Raw genomic sequence first — 14709 nt, forward strand, 5'->3', positions numbered from 1 at the left:
GCGACCAGAAAGCAAAGAAGCGCTGTCTTTTCAACGGTCATTGACGGTATCAAGACGTATATTCCACGATCATGGCAACGGTTCGTTCCGAAAATGGCAAAAATCGCCTTCATTCTGCTCTGTCACAAAGATCCCGAGGGGATCATCCGGCAGGCCGAGCGTCTGACAGCCGCGGGTGACTACGTTTCTATTCACTTTGATGCCCGTGCCCGGCGCGCGGATTATGAGATGATCCGCGGCGCGCTGGGGGGCAATCGCTCGGTGACCTTTGCGCCCAAACGCCATAAATGCGGCTGGGGCGAGTGGAGCCTGGTGGCGGCCACGATCGAGGCGACACGGGCGGCGGTGGAGGCCTTCCCCTCGGCCAGCCATTTCTACATGCTGTCGGGCGATTGCCAGCCGATCAAGACCGCTGAATTTGCGCGGCAATTTCTGGATGAGCAGGAAGTCGACTATATCGAGAGCTTTGATTTCTTTGCCTCGGACTGGATCAAGACCGGGATCAAGGAAGAGCGGCTGATCTACCGCCACTGGTTCAATGAGCGCAAATCGAAATGGCTGTTCTACCAGTCGATGTATTGGCAGGAAAAGCTGGGGATGCGGCGCGATGTGCCGGACGATCTGCAGATGATGATCGGCAGCCAGTGGTGGTGCCTGCGGCGCCGCACGGTCGAATGGGTGCTGGAGTTTTGCGACAAACGCCCGGATGTGATGCGGTTTTTCCGCACCACCTGGATTCCGGACGAGACGTTTTTCCAGACCATCGTGCGCCATGTGGTGCCCGACCGCGAGATCAACACCCGCACGCTGACCTTTCTGATGTTCACCGATTACGGGATGCCGGTCACCTTCTACAACGACCACTACGATCTGCTGCTGAGCCAGGATTTTCTGTTCGCGCGCAAGATCAGCCCCGAGGCGCTGGAGCTGAAGGCGCGGCTGGGCACGCTCTGGTCGGAAAAGAACGTGCATTTCCCGATCTCGAACGAGGGGCGCAGCCTGTTCAAGTTCCTGTCGGGGCGCGGCCGGATCGGGCGGCGGTTTGCGCCGCGTTTCTGGGAGACCGAATCCTCGCTGGGCCGCGAGCGCGAGCTGATGATTGTCGTGTGCAAAAAATGGCATGTGGCCAAACGGTTGACCGAGCGGGTCGCGGCGCTGACCGATATTCCGGTGGTGGAATACCTGTTCAACGAGGTGGAGGCGGGGCTGCCGGATCTGGGCGGCATCCAGTCGACGCTGGAGAAACGCAACCGCCACCGGCGGGCGCTGATGCGGATGCTGTTTGACTATCATCAGGCGAACAAGCTGGTGGTTTGCCTTGACCCTTCGGGCTTTGATCTGATGCAGGACTTCTGTTCGGACCGCTCGGTGACGCGGGTGCTCGAGATCGACTGCACCTTCACCGATGACTATCTGTTGGGCCATGCCCGTCGGGTGGGCCTGGCCGGGGAGCGGACCCCGCGCGAGGTGTTCGAGCAATTGCTGCCCACCATCCGCTACGATCTGAAGTTCGAAAGCGACCGCATCCGGGACGCGAACTTCCCGGCGCTCTTTCGCATCATCGAGCGCCAGAGCGCCGAAGAAAACGCCCCGGCGCTGGCGCAATTTCTGGGCATTGCCCCGGAGACCGCGCAAGAGATTGCCGGGACCCATTATCTCTTTGTCGATTGAAGGACATCGTCATGGCTTATGATCCGCAGAACATCTTTGCCCGCATTCTGCGCGGGGAAATTCCGAACAATACCGTGCTGGAAACCGAGCATACGCTGGCCTTCCGCGACATCCGCCCGCAGGCGCCCGAGCATGTGCTGGTGATCCCCAAGGGCGCCTATGTCTGCTTTGACGATTTCTGCCTGAATGCCTCGGCGGAGGAGATCGTGGATTTTCACCGGGTGGCGGGGCAGATCTGCGCATTGCTGGATGTGCAGCCGGAGGCGGGCAAGCCGGGCTACCGGACGATTGCCAATGCGGGGGAGCACGGGGCGCAGGAAGTGCCGCATTACCATCTGCATATTCTGGCGGGGCGGCCTTTGGGGCGGATGCTCGATCTGGCGTGAGATCGGGCGGGCGGGTCAGGGGGCGCTGCCCCCCGGCCTGCGGCCTCCCCCCGAGGTATTTTGGCCAAGAAGAAAGGGGCGCCGCGTTTTTAGCGGTGGTGTGAGGTGAGGGAGACGAAGACTTCCTCGAGCCCGGGCTGTTCGCTGGCCACATCGCGGATGCTGATCCCGGCAGCGCGGATCGCGTCGAGAACTGATTCGGCGCCAACCGCCTTGCGGTGGTAGGTGAAGGCGAGGCGGCCGTCGGCGCGGCGCTCCAGCGTGACGCCCTCGGGCAGGGCAAAGTCGGCGGGGGCGGGGGATTCGGGTTCGACCACCAGGGTTTTGCCATCCATCCGGCCGAGGAGGTTCTGCGTGGTGTCGCGCACCACCAATGCGCCTTTGTCGATGATGGCGATTTCATCGCACATTGCCTCGGCCTCTTCGAGGTAATGCGTGGTCAGGATGATCGTCATCCCCTCCTGGTTGAGCCGCCGCACATTGGCCCAGAGCATGGCGCGCAGTTCGATGTCGACACCCGCGGTGGGTTCGTCGAGCACGAGGATCTGCGGGCGGTGGACGAGGGCTTTGGCCAGCAGAAGGCGGCGTTTCATGCCGCCGGAGAGGTTGCGCGCATAGGCCTCGGCCTGATCGGTGAGGCCGACGAGGGCGAGGATTTCATCGGTCCAGCGTTCGGCCTTGGGCACGCCGTAGAGCCCGGCCTGGGTTTCCAGCGCGGCGCGCGGGGTGAAGAACGGGTCCATGTTGATCTCTTGCGGCATGACGCCGATGGCGGCGCGGGCCTGACGCGGGTTCACATCCTGATCGAACCCCCAGATTTTCACCCGGCCCGCGGTTTTGTTCACCAGCCCGGCCAGAATGTTGATCGTGGTGGATTTCCCGGCGCCGTTCGGGCCGAGCAGGCCAAAGATGGATCCGGCGGGAATCGTCAGATTGAGGTCCTTCAGCGCCTGCTTTGGCGGCTGTTTGCCGCTGCCGCCATAGGTCTTGGTCAGCCCCTCGATCTCGATCGCCTGATTTTGTGCCATGGCCTGCCGTCCTCTCCGTGATCTTCGCGCCGAGGCATCTTGCCGATGCCTGCGGGATCGCTATCATGCGCAACATAATGCGCCGCGCCGCGCATACCAGATGAAAGAGGTTGTCCATGCCGATCCAAGCTCCTGAAACCCAGACCGTCACGACCTGGAAGGTTGCCTGCGACGGGGGCGAGGGCGCTTTGGGCCATCCGCGCGTCTGGCTGGCGATCCCGCAGGACACCGGCTTTGTCGAATGCGGCTATTGCGACAAGAAATTCGTGATCGACCGCGATCACGCCCACGCCGACCACTGAAATACCGGGCGCTGGCCCGCTGACCGGCCCCGGGTTTTCCCCGGGGCTTTTGGTTTTGGGGGGTGCTGTCTGCTGGCCTTGCCCGGCGGTTCGTGGCAAAACCCGGGGCGAACGGAATGGGGAGAACGCGCATGTCTGACGGATTCGGCAAAGGGTGCCATCTGCATCTGATCGACGGCTCTGCTTTCATCTTTCGCGCCTATCACGCGCTGCCGCCGCTGACGCGCAAATCCGATGGCACGCCGGTGGGCGCGGTCGCGGGCTTTTGCAACATGCTCTACAAATACATCGAGGATGCGCGCGGCGCGGATGCGCCTACCCATGCGGCGGTGATCTTTGACCATTCCTCGAAAACCTTCCGCAATGACATCTATCCGCTCTACAAGGCGAACCGCCCGGAGCTGCCCGAGGATCTGCGGCCGCAGTTTCCGCTGACCCGCGATGCCACCCGCGCCTTCAATATCTCCTGCATCGAGACCGAGGGCTATGAGGCGGATGACATCATCGCCACCCTCTCGTGCAAGGCGCGCGATCTGGGCGGCCGGGTCACGATCATCTCCTCGGACAAGGATCTGATGCAGCTGATCGGCAATGGGGTCGAGATGCTGGATGCGATGAAGAACAAGCGCATTGGTCCGGATGAAGTGTTCGAGAAATTCGGTGTGGGCCCCGACCGGGTGGTCGATGTGCAGGCATTGGCGGGCGACAGCGTCGACAACGTGCCCGGCGCGCCGGGGATCGGCATCAAGACCGCCGCCTTGCTCATTCAGGAATATGGCGATCTGGAGACCCTTCTGGCCCGGGCGGGCGAGATCAAGCAGCCCAAACGCCGGGAATCCCTGATGGAGAATGCCGACTTGATCCGCATTTCGCAGCGGCTCGTGCAGCTCGATTGCGACACGCCCTTGGATTTCACGCTGGAAAGCCTGGAGGTGAAAGACCCGGATGCCGAGACGCTGGTGGCCTTTCTCAACCTGATGGAGTTTCGCAGCCTGACCAAGCGGGCGGCAGATAAATTTGGCACGCCGGAGCCGCTTGCTGGCACGGTGGCACCTGTGGCGGGTGTATCCGGCCCGCCGGAGGCGGTGGCGGCGGTTGCGGCATCGCCGATTGACACCACGGGTTATACCTGGATCCGTGATGCGGCCAGCCTGCAAAAATGGCTGGATCAGGCGCGCGAGCGGGGCTGGATCGCGGTGGATACCGAGACGACGAGCCTCGATGAGATGCGCGCCGAGCTGGTCGGTATTTCGCTGGCGGTGGAGCCGGGGCAGGCGGGCTATCTGCCGCTGGGCCACAAGGGCGCGTCGGCGGGGGATGACCTCTTTGGCTCGGACGCGCTGGCCGAGGGGCAGATGCCGATGGCCGAGGCCTTGGCGCTGCTCAAGCCGGTGCTGGAGGATGAGAGCATCCTCAAGATCGGCCAGAACATGAAATATGATTACAAGATCTTCGCCCGGCACGGCATCCGCGTGGCGCCGATTGATGACACGATGCTGATGTCATATGCGATGAATGCCGGTCTGCACGGGCATGGCATGGACACGCTGGCGCAGGAATATCTGGCGCATAAACCGATACCGATCAAAGACTTGCTGGGGTCTGGCAAATCGCAGATCACCTTTGACCGGGTGCCGGTTGAACAGGCGGTGGCCTATGCCGCCGAGGATGCCGATGTCACCCTGCGCCTCTGGCAGCGGTTCAAGCCGCAGCTGCATCAGGCCCGCGTCACCACGGTTTATGAAACGCTGGAGCGGCCCCTCGTGCCGGTGCTGGCCGATATGGAAATGGCCGGGGTGCGGGTCGACGGGCAGGTGCTGGCGCGCATGTCCAACGTCTTTGCGCAGCGCATGGCGGGGCTGGAGGCCGAGATCCATGAACTCGCGGGCCAGCCCTTCAACGTCGGCTCGCCGAAGCAATTGGGCGAGATCCTGTTTGACAAGATGGGCCTTGCGGGCGGGGTCAAGGGCAAGACCGGCGCCTATGCCACCGGCGCCGATGTGCTCGAGGATCTGGCCGCCGAGGGCAGCGATCTGGCGGCGCGGGTGCTTGATTGGCGCCAGCTCTCCAAGCTGAAATCCACCTATACTGATGCGCTGCAGGGGCATGTGAATCCGGAAACCGGGCGGGTGCACACCTCTTATTCCATCGCGGGGGCCAACACCGGGCGCCTGGCCTCCACCGATCCCAACCTGCAAAACATCCCCGTCCGCTCGGATGAGGGCCGCAAGATCCGCGAGGCTTTCGTGGCCGGGCCGGGGATGAAGATCGTCAGCCTCGATTACAGCCAGATCGAGCTCAGGATTCTGGCGCATGTCGCCGATATTCCGGCGCTGAAACAGGCATTCCGGGACGGGATCGACATTCACGCGATGACCGCGAGCCAGATGTTCGGCGTGCCGGTCGAGGGGATGGACCCGATGATCCGCCGTCAGGCCAAGGCGATCAACTTTGGCGTCATCTACGGCATTTCGGGCTTTGGTCTGGCGCGCAACCTGCGGATTCCGCGCGCCGAGGCGCAGGCCTTCATCGACACCTATTTCCAGCGCTTCCCCGAGATCCGCGCCTATATGGATGACACGGTGGCCTTTGCCAAAGCGCATGGCCATGTGCAGACCCTCTTTGGCCGCAAGATCCACACGCCCGAGATCAATGCCAAAGGGCCGGGGGCGGGCTTTGCCAAGCGCGCCGCGATCAACGCGCCGATTCAGGGCGCGGCGGCGGACATCATCCGCCGCGCGATGGTACGGATGCCCGCGGCCATTCGCGATCTGCCCGCCACCATGCTGTTGCAGGTGCATGACGAGCTGATCTTTGAAGTTGAGGAAGGTTCGGCCGACAAGCTGATCGCCGTGGCCCGTCAGGTGATGGAAGAGGCGGCGGATCCGGCGGTGAAACTGACCGTGCCGCTGGTGGTGGATGGCGGCATCGGCAACAGCTGGGCCGAGGCGCATTAACCTCGCCCCTGCCATGCCCCTGCCATGCCCCCGCCATGCCCCGCCGCACCGGCGGAGGGCTAGGGTCTCGACCCCGGCGGCGTGCCCGTGATGGGGCCCGCCGCGGGACGCACCATCCAGCTCAGACTGTCGGCGGTGGCACCGCCGGGGGTGTATTCGGCACCCACCCATCCGCGATAGCCATCGCGGGTCAGCCGGGCGAAAAACCCCGAATGCTCCACCCCCATGCCGCGCGGCTCGCGGCGGTCCGGGGCGCTGGCGATCTGCACATGACCAATGCGGCTCTTGTAGCGCTCCCAGGGCGTCATCGGGTCGCCCGCCAACATCTGCGCGTGGTAATAGTCGAATTGCAGCCAGAGGTTCGGGGCCTGAACCTCATCCATGATCGCCACGGTCAGCGCGAAATCGCTGAGGAAAAACCCCGGCATGTCGCGCGGATTGACCGGCTCCAGCGTCAGCTGATGCCGTGAGCCGTGGCGGCAGGCCCATTTCAGGTTCTCCACCAGCGTGCGCCGCGCCAGCGGCCCCTCGGCCCGCCCTGCCATCACATGCAGCCGCTGCGGTTTCAGCACATCGGCCACATGCATCGCCCGCTCAAACCCTTCGTGAAAGCGGTCCTCGCCCCCCGGCACGGCGGCAAAGCCACGCTCACCCCCCGCCCAATTCGGCGGCGGGGCATTCATCAGCGCCAATGTCAGCCCATGCCGCGTCAGCTCGCGCCGGATTTCCTGCGGCGGGTGGTCATAGGGGAACAGCACCTCGACCCCCTCGAACCCGGCGGCGCGGGCGGCGGCAAAGCGCGCCATGAAGGGCAATTCGGTGAAGAGAAAGTTCAGATTGGCGGCGAATTTATACATCAGGTCAGGTCAGCTGCGGGGATGATCGGAAAGAAAACCCCGCCCGACCACAGGCCCAGCCAGTCCGCCCCCTCGTGCGGCGCGGTCACGGCGATGTCGATCAGGCGGTAAAACGTCTTGCGGTCGATCCGCGCCCAAAGATCACGGCGGATATGGACCTTTGGGGCCGGTTCGCCAGTTTCAGGATCGCGGTGCACCTCAATCCGGTTTTCGGCCCCGGCCAGAACCGTGTCGCCGACATTGGTGGTAAAGCGCAGCTCTTGCGCCGTGCCGCTGCCCGTCGCCTCGACATCCTGCGCGAGGAAGGGGCAATCCTGCACGCGGATGCCGACCTTTTCCACCGGGGTGACCAGAAAGTACTCCTCGCCCTCGCGCTTAAGGATCGAGGCGAAGAGCCGCACCAGCGCGGGGCGGCCGATGGGGGTGCCCATGTAGAACCAGCTGCCGTCACGGCGGATTTCCATGTCGATATCGCCGCAAAAGTCGGGGTTCCACAGATGCACCGGCGGCGGCCCCTTGCGGCTCGCGGCACTGGCTGCGGCGGCAATTCCATCGGCATCGGGCGGCGTTGTCCCGGCTTTCACGATCATTTGCGCTCCCTGTTTCCGCCGTATCGGTCTTTGCGATTGGGCTGGCTCCCGTTATCTGACTATGATCTGTCTGAACACACAACGAATAATGCACACCGACTATTGCGACAAAGGAGCCCTTCACATGGCCGAGCCCGCCAATCTGGTCGCCGACATCGAAATTCTCGGGGAAAAGCTGGCCCGCGCCCGCACCTCGATCGAGCAGCGTTTCATCGGCCAGGAGCGGGTGGTGGAGCTGGTTCTGGCCGCGCTTTTGTCCGGGGGGCATGGGCTTTTGGTGGGGCTGCCGGGGCTGGGCAAGACCATGCTGGTCGATACGCTCTCCACTGTGATGGGGCTCAAGGGCAGCCGCATCCAGTTCACCCCGGACCTGATGCCGGCGGATATTCTGGGCTCGGAAGTGCTTGATCAGGCCGCCGATGGCAGCCGGGCGTTTCGCTTTATCGAGGGGCCGGTGTTTTGCCAGCTGCTGATGGCGGATGAGATCAACCGCGCCAGCCCGCGCACCCAGTCGGCGCTGTTGCAGGCGATGCAGGAGCGCGAAGTGACCGTGGCGGGGGTGCATCGCCCCCTGGGCCGCCCTTTCCACGTGCTCGCCACGCAAAACCCGATCGAGCAGGAGGGGACCTATCCGCTGCCCGAGGCGCAGCTGGACCGGTTCCTGGTGCAAATCGACGTTGAATACCCCGACCGCGCGACCGAGCGGGGCATTCTTCTGGCCACGACCGGCGTCGATCAGGGCGCGGCGCATGCGGTTTTCGCGGCGGATGAGCTGTTGGCGGCGCAGGCCCTTGTGCGGCGGATGCCGGTGGGCGAAGCGGTGGTGGACATGATCCTTGATCTCGTGCGCGCCTGCCGTCCGGGCGAGGCGGAGGCCCCCGCCTTCATCTCCGAGGCTTTGGCTTGGGGCCCCGGTCCGCGTGCGGCGCAGGCGCTGATGCTGACCGTGCGGGCGCGGGCGCTCTTGCAGGGGCGTCTGGCCCCCTCGGCCGAGGATGTGGCGGCACTGGCGCGGCCCGTGCTGTCGCACCGGATGGCGCTGAATTTCGCCGCCCGCGCGCGGGGCGAAACCGTGCCGGGCATCATCGCCCGGGCCGTGGCGCATGTCAGCGGTGCCGAAGCCGCCGCCGGGGTTTCTGGCGGGGTTTCTGGCGGGGTTGCCGCGTGAGCCAGAGCCCGGAGCGTGCCCAGGCCGCTCTGGCGCTGCGGCGCGAGGGCGAGGGGCTGGCGCAGGCGCTGCCCGCGCTTCTGGTCGCCGCCGAGCATCTGGCCGCGACCGTGCAGATGGGCGGTCATGGCCGCCGCCGCCCCGGGATGGGCGAGGAATTTTGGCAATACCGCCCGAGCCATAGCGGCGACAGTCCCCGGATGATCGACTGGCGCCGCTCGGCCCGGTCCGATCTGGAATATGTGCGCGACCGCGAATGGCAGGCGGCGCAATCGGTGCATCTTTGGGTCGATGACAGCGCCTCCATGCGCTACACGGGCGCCGATACGCGGCCCGAAAAGGGCAGCCGCGCGCGGGTTCTGGCGCTGGCGCTCTCGGTGCTGATGATCCGTGCGGGCGAGCGGGTGGGCCTTGCCGGCCCTTCGGCGCCGCCGCGCCCCGGGCGCGCACAGCTGATGAACCTGGCCGCACGGCTCTCGGAGGTCCCTGCCATGGTGCCCGATTATGGCGCGCCCGAGGTGACCCATCTTGCCGCGCAGTCGCGGGCGGTGTTCCTGTCGGATTTTCTGGGTGACCCCGCCCCGCTGGAGGCCGCTCTGGGCGCCCTCGCGGATCGCGGCGTCACCGGCGTGCTGATGCAGGTGCTCGACCCGATGGAGGAGGATTTCCCCTTCGACGGCCGCACGATTTTTGAAAGCATGGGCGGTGGGCTGGCCTTTGAGACCCGCAAGGCGGGCGGTCTGCGCGCCCGCTACCGCGAACGTCTGGCCGAGCGGCGTGACCGTCTGGGCCATCTGGCGCGGCAGGCGGGCTGGCAGTTCATGACCCATCACACGGGCGAGACGGCGCAGGCGGCGCTCCTCTGGCTCTATGCCGGATTGGAGCGCGCGCGCTGATGTGGATGCTCGGCCCCCTTGGTTTCACCACGCCGCTTTTGCTCTGGGCATTGGCGGTGCTGCCGCTGATCTGGATTTTCCTGCGTGCGGTGCCCCCCGCCCCGGTGCGGCGGCGGTTTCCCGGTGTGGCGCTGCTGCTCGGTCTGCGCGACGAAGAGGTGCAGGCTGACCGCACGCCCTGGTGGCTGCTTCTTTTGCGGCTTCTGGCGCTGGCGGCGGCGATCATCGGCTTTGCCGGGCCAGTGTTGAACCCGGTGGTGCAGAGCATGGTGCAGGGGCCGCTGCTGGTGGTGACCGATGGCAGCTGGGCCACGGCGGAAAACGGCACCGCCCAGACCGCCCGCCTGACCCGCGCGCTGACCGAGGCCGAGACGGCGGGCCGTCCGGTGGCGCTCCTCTCCCTCACCGATCTGCCCGCCGAAGCGCCGGAGTTTCAGCCGGCAGAAACCGTGCTCGCGGGCCTGCCGGGGCTGCGGCTGAAACCCTGGGAGCCTGAGGGCGGTGACTGGGCAAAGGTGCTGCCCGAGGGGCGCTATGACACGCTCTGGCTCTCGGATGGTCTGGCGCGCGACATGCGCGGCGATCTGATCACCGCGCTGAAATCGCATGGCGCCATCACGGTTTATGACCCGCAACGTCCGGTGCTGGCGCTGCGCCCGGCCAAGGCCGAGGGGTCGGCGCTGGCGCTGACCGTGCTGGCCGCCGGGGCCGCGCAACAGGCCGAAGTCACCGCGATTGGCCTTGATCCCAACGGGATTGAGCGCGATCTGGCGCGGCAGGCCGTCACCTTTGAACCCGGTGCCGATCAGGCCGAGGTCCGCTTTGATCTGCCGCCCGAATTGCGCAACCGCGTCAGCCGGTTCGAGATTGCGGGCCAGCGCTCTGCGGGCAGCGTGACGCTGACCGATGACGCGCTGAAACGCCGCAAAGTGGCGCTGGTGGCGGGGGCCGCGCCGCGCGAAGGGCTCTCGCTGCTCTCGCCGCTGCATTATCTGCGGCAAGCGCTGGCACCTTCGGCGGATCTCCTAGAGGGCACCTTGTCGGATATGCTGCTGGCCAGCCCCGATGTGGTGATCCTCGCCGATGTGGCCGAGCTGCCGGAATCGGCGGCGCTGCAGGAATGGGTGGAAAAGGGCGGTCTCTTGATCCGCTTTGCCGGGCCGCGCATGGCCGCCTCGGAAAATCTCTCCGCCGATCCCTTGTTGCCCGTGCGCCTGCGCGCCGGAGGCCGGGCCGTGGGCGGTGCGATGAGCTGGGGCGCGCCGCGCGGGCTGGCGCCCTTTGCCGAGGATGGTCCCTTTGCCGGGCTGCCCCTGCCGGGCGATGTGACGGTGCGCGCGCAGCTGATGGCCGAGCCCGCCCCGGATCTGAGCGCGCATACGCTCGCGGCTTTGGCCGATGGCACGCCTCTGGTGACGCGATCGGCGCTGGGGGACGGGGCGGTGGTCCTGTTCCACGTCACCGCGAATGCCGAATGGTCGAGCCTGCCGCTCTCGGGGATTTTCGTGCAGATGCTGGACCGTCTGGCGGTCTCGACCGCCGCCGCCGCCAGCCCGGAAAAGGATCTGGCCGGGGCGACCTGGGTGCCGCAATCGCGGCTTTTGGCCTCGGGCAAACTCGCCGATGCGGGCGAGGCGGCGGGGGTTGCGGGCGCGGATCTGGCGCTGCGGATGCAGGACGGGCCGGATGCCACGGTCGAGCCGGGTCTCTACCGTGCGGCGGACCGGCGGGTGGCGCTGAACGTGATCACGCCCGAGCGGGTGCTGACCCGTGCGGTCTGGCCCGCCGATCTGCCGGTCGAGAACACCGACGCGCCGCAGGACACGCCCTTGAAGGGGCTGATGCTGGCGCTGGCGCTGGGGCTTTTGTGCCTCGATCTTCTGGCGGCTTTGGCGCTGGCGGGCCGTTTGCGCGGGGCGCGGGTGGCGCGGGCTTCGGCGCTGCTGGGTGTGCTGATCCTCGGTCTGGCCGCACCGCAGGCCCGGGCCGAGATGGCGCCTGCGCGCGCGCTGGAGGCCGCCGACAATGTGGTGCTGGCCTATGTGACAACCGGCGACGCGGCGGTGGACCGGGTGTCGGAGGCGGGGCTGCGTGGCCTCTCCAATGTGCTGACCCTGCGCACCACGGTGGAACCCGCAGCCCCGATGGCGCTCGATCTGAACAATGACGATCTGGCGCTCTTCACGCTGATCTATTGGCCGATCACCCCGGGGCAGGCCGCCCCTTCGCCCGATGCCTATTCGCGGCTGAACCGCTATCTGCGCTCGGGCGGGATGATCCTCTTTGACACGCGTGACGCGGATATCGCGGGCTTTGGTGGCGCGACCGAGGAGGGCAAACGCCTGCAGGCCATCGCCGCGCCGCTCGACATTCCGCCGCTGGCACCGGTGCCGCCGGATCATGTGCTGACCCGCACCTTTTACCTGCTGACCGATTTCCCCGGCCGGTTCGCCGACCGCGGCATCTGGGCCGAGGCACCGCCGCCTGACGCCGAGCAGGCCGAGGGGATGCCGTTTCGCAACCTTAATGACGGGGTGACGCCGGTGGTGATCGGCGGCAATGACTGGGCGGGCGCCTGGGCCACCAACCCCGATGGCACCGCGATGTTCCCGGTGGGCCGTGGCATGGCGGGCGAGCGGCAGCGCGAGATGGCCTACCGCTTTGGCGTCAATCTGGTGATGCATGTGCTGACCGGCAATTACAAATCCGATCAGGTGCATGTCCCTGCATTGCTGGAAAGGCTGGGCCAATGAACGCGCAACATCTGATCTGGGATCCGCTGTTGCCGCTGCCGGTGATTGTGGCCCTCGCCATTCTGGTGGCGCTGATGCTGGCGCTGGCGCTCTGGCGCGGCCTGAGCGGCTGGGCCCTGCGTGGCGGCGCGGCGCTGGTGCTCTTGGCGGCCCTGATGCAGCCCGGCGTGCAGACCGAGGACCGCAGGCCGCTCTCGGATATCGTCATCGCGATTGAGGATCGCACCGCCTCGCAGGAATTGCCGGGCCGGGCCGAGGCGACCGATGCCGCCATGGCGCGGGTTGAGGCCGAGGTGGCGGCCCTGCCCAACACTGAATTGCGCAAAGTGGTGCTGCGCGACGGGGCGGAAAACGCCGGAACCCTGCTCGCCGCCGCCCTGGCCGAGGCGCTGGCCGAGGAACCGCGTGCCCGGGTGGCAGGCGCGATCCTCATTACCGACGGGCAGGCGCATGACGCCGGGCTGATGCCCGAGTTGCCCGCCCCCTTGCAGGTGCTCTTGACCGGGCGGGCGCAGGATTGGGACCGCCGTCTGGTGATCCAGACCGCCCCCGCCTTTGGCATCATTGGCGAGCCGATGAGCATCAAGCTGCGCATCGAAGATCAGGGCGCGGTGCCCGCCAGTGCCGGGACCAACGCTGATCTCAGCATTTCGATCGATGGCGAGGTGGCCAACAGCTATTCCGTGCCGGTGAATGAGGATCTGGAGCTGCCGCTGACGCTCAGCCACGGCGGGCAGAATGTGGTGCAATTCTCGGTCGCCCCCACGGAAGGCGAGCTGACCGAGCGCAACAATGATGCCGTCGTGCAGATCAATGGCGTGCGCGACCGGCTGCGGGTGCTTCTGGTCTCGGGCGAGCCGCATGCGGGCGAGCGGACCTGGCGGAACCTGTTGAAATCTGACAGCGGTGTTGACCTCGTGCATTTCACCATCCTGCGGCCGCCGGAAAAGCAGGACGGGGTCCCGGTCTCGGAACTGTCGCTGATCGCCTTTCCGACGCAGGAGCTGTTCATCGACAAGATCGATGAGTTTGATCTGATCATCTTTGACCGCTACCGCCTGCGCGGCATCCTGCCCGCGCGCTATTTCGACAATATCCGCGATTATGTGACCAAGGGCGGCGCGGTCTTGATCTCGGCCGGGCCGGAATTTGCCACGGTGGACAGTCTTTACCAATCCTCCCTCGGCGACATCATGCCCGCGCGGCCCACCGGCCGGGTGATCGAGGCGCCCTATCTGCCGAGGACCACCGAAGTCGGCGCCCGGCATCCGGTGACCTCGGGGCTGGAGGGCGCGCCGGATGCGGCGAAACCCGATGCCCCGCATTGGGGCCGCTGGCTGCGGCAGGTCGAGCTGACCGATCCCACCGGCGAGGTGGTGATGACCGGGGCCGAGGACAAGCCGCTCTTGGTGCTGAACCGGGCGGGCGAGGGGCGTGTCGCGCTTCTGGCCTCGGATCAGCCCTGGCTCTGGGACCGGGGCTATGAGGGGGGCGGGCCGCAGCTGGAACTGCTGCGCCGCATCGCGCATTGGGCGATGAAAGAGCCGGAGCTGGAGGAAGAGGCGCTCTATGCCGAGGTGGAGCCGGGCAGCCTCTCGCTGACCATCGTGCGGCAGACGATGGAGGAAACCGCGGGCGCGGTAACGGTGACGCTGCCCGATGGCAGCACGGTCGAGGTGCCGCTGACCGAGACCGCGCCGGGACGCTTTACCGCCACCTGGCAGGCGCCGGGCGCGGGGCTTTACCGGCTGAAAGAGGGCGATCTGGAGCGGGTGGTGGCCATGGGCCCCGCCGCGCCGCGCGAGTTTGAAGAGACCATCGCCAGCGCTGTGCCGCTGCAGCCCGCGATTGCGGCCAGCGGTGGCGCGGCGACGCGGCTGGAGGCAGGCCTGCCCGACATCCGTCAGGTGCGCGCCGGGCGCCCGTCGGCGGGGCGCGGCTGGATCGGCATCACCCCCCGCGGGGCGAGCGCCACCGAAGACATCCGCCGCAGCCCGCTTGCCCCGGCCTGGGCCTTCCTGCTGCTGGCCGCGCTGTTGACTCTGGCGGCCTGGTTGATCGAGGGGCGCGGACGGCGGCGGCGCGCGGGGGTATGAGTGGT

The 14709-nt window shown here is 66.5% G+C and carries 11 protein-coding genes; 8 read left to right on the forward strand and 3 right to left on the reverse strand.

From position 1 onward, the window contains the following. Positions 1 to 93: 93 nt before the first annotated feature. Together ACEN2S_RS07195 and ACEN2S_RS07200 are read left to right on the forward strand one after the other, a co-directional pair. On the forward strand, positions 94 to 1671 hold the full coding sequence (locus tag ACEN2S_RS07195) for a DUF5928 domain-containing protein (protein WP_441864274.1): 1578 nt from the start codon (positions 94 to 96) through the stop codon (positions 1669 to 1671). A 5-nt stretch (positions 1672 to 1676) separates the two neighbouring features. Then, on the forward strand, positions 1677 to 2057 hold the full coding sequence (locus tag ACEN2S_RS07200; protein ID WP_441864753.1) for an HIT domain-containing protein: 381 nt from the start codon (positions 1677 to 1679) through the stop codon (positions 2055 to 2057). Between the two features lie 89 nt (positions 2058 to 2146). Here ACEN2S_RS07200 and ACEN2S_RS07205 read toward each other — a convergent pair whose 3' ends face one another. Continuing rightward, a complete protein-coding gene (locus ACEN2S_RS07205; RefSeq protein ID WP_441864276.1) occupies positions 2147 to 3085 on the reverse strand; it encodes an ABC transporter ATP-binding protein in 939 nt (312 codons plus the stop codon). A gap of 116 nt (positions 3086 to 3201) precedes the next feature. Between ACEN2S_RS07205 and ACEN2S_RS07210 the strand changes: the two genes are divergently transcribed. Further along, positions 3202 to 3387, forward strand: coding sequence for a zinc-finger domain-containing protein (locus ACEN2S_RS07210; protein WP_441864278.1), 186 nt, complete (start codon positions 3202 to 3204; stop codon positions 3385 to 3387). 131 nt (positions 3388 to 3518) lie between these two features. Further along, positions 3519 to 6344: a DNA polymerase I gene (gene polA / locus ACEN2S_RS07215; RefSeq protein ID WP_441864280.1), complete on the forward strand. Its 2826-nt coding sequence runs from the start codon at positions 3519 to 3521 to the stop codon at positions 6342 to 6344. 59 nt (positions 6345 to 6403) lie between these two features. Here polA and ACEN2S_RS07220 read toward each other — a convergent pair whose 3' ends face one another. Both ACEN2S_RS07220 and ACEN2S_RS07225 read right to left on the reverse strand, forming a co-directional pair. Further along, positions 6404 to 7201, reverse strand: a complete 798-nt coding sequence (locus ACEN2S_RS07220; protein ID WP_441864282.1) for a hydroxypyruvate isomerase family protein — start codon at positions 7199 to 7201, stop codon at positions 6404 to 6406. Beyond that, the gene (locus ACEN2S_RS07225) at positions 7201 to 7791 is read right to left on the reverse strand and encodes a DUF1285 domain-containing protein (RefSeq protein WP_441864284.1); all 591 of its coding nucleotides are present in this window, start codon (positions 7789 to 7791) and stop codon (positions 7201 to 7203) included. Before ACEN2S_RS07225 ends, ACEN2S_RS07220 begins: the two co-directional genes overlap by 1 nt. A gap of 124 nt (positions 7792 to 7915) precedes the next feature. Between ACEN2S_RS07225 and ACEN2S_RS07230 the strand changes: the two genes are divergently transcribed. Genes ACEN2S_RS07230 through ACEN2S_RS07245 form a run of 4 tightly spaced genes read left to right on the forward strand, consistent with a single transcriptional unit; the run spans position 7916 to position 14704 of the window. Further along, on the forward strand, positions 7916 to 8959 hold the full coding sequence (locus ACEN2S_RS07230; protein ID WP_441864287.1) for an AAA family ATPase: 1044 nt from the start codon (positions 7916 to 7918) through the stop codon (positions 8957 to 8959). Further along, positions 8956 to 9855 carry a DUF58 domain-containing protein gene (locus ACEN2S_RS07235; RefSeq protein WP_441864289.1) on the forward strand — a complete coding sequence of 300 codons (900 nt, stop codon included), beginning with the start codon at positions 8956 to 8958 and terminating at the stop codon, positions 9853 to 9855. The genes ACEN2S_RS07230 and ACEN2S_RS07235 overlap by 4 nt, the downstream gene beginning before the upstream one ends. Beyond that, positions 9855 to 12608, forward strand: a complete 2754-nt coding sequence (locus ACEN2S_RS07240) for a DUF4159 domain-containing protein (protein ID WP_441864291.1) — start codon at positions 9855 to 9857, stop codon at positions 12606 to 12608. The genes ACEN2S_RS07235 and ACEN2S_RS07240 overlap by 1 nt, the downstream gene beginning before the upstream one ends. After that, complete coding sequence (locus ACEN2S_RS07245) at positions 12605 to 14704, forward strand: hypothetical protein (RefSeq protein ID WP_441864293.1); 2100 nt, start codon at positions 12605 to 12607, stop codon at positions 14702 to 14704. The genes ACEN2S_RS07240 and ACEN2S_RS07245 overlap by 4 nt, the downstream gene beginning before the upstream one ends. Positions 14705 to 14709 lie beyond the last annotated feature (5 nt).

The organism is Phaeovulum sp. W22_SRMD_FR3 (assembly GCF_052113705.1).
Taxonomy (GTDB): domain Bacteria; phylum Pseudomonadota; class Alphaproteobacteria; order Rhodobacterales; family Rhodobacteraceae; genus JBGQOG01.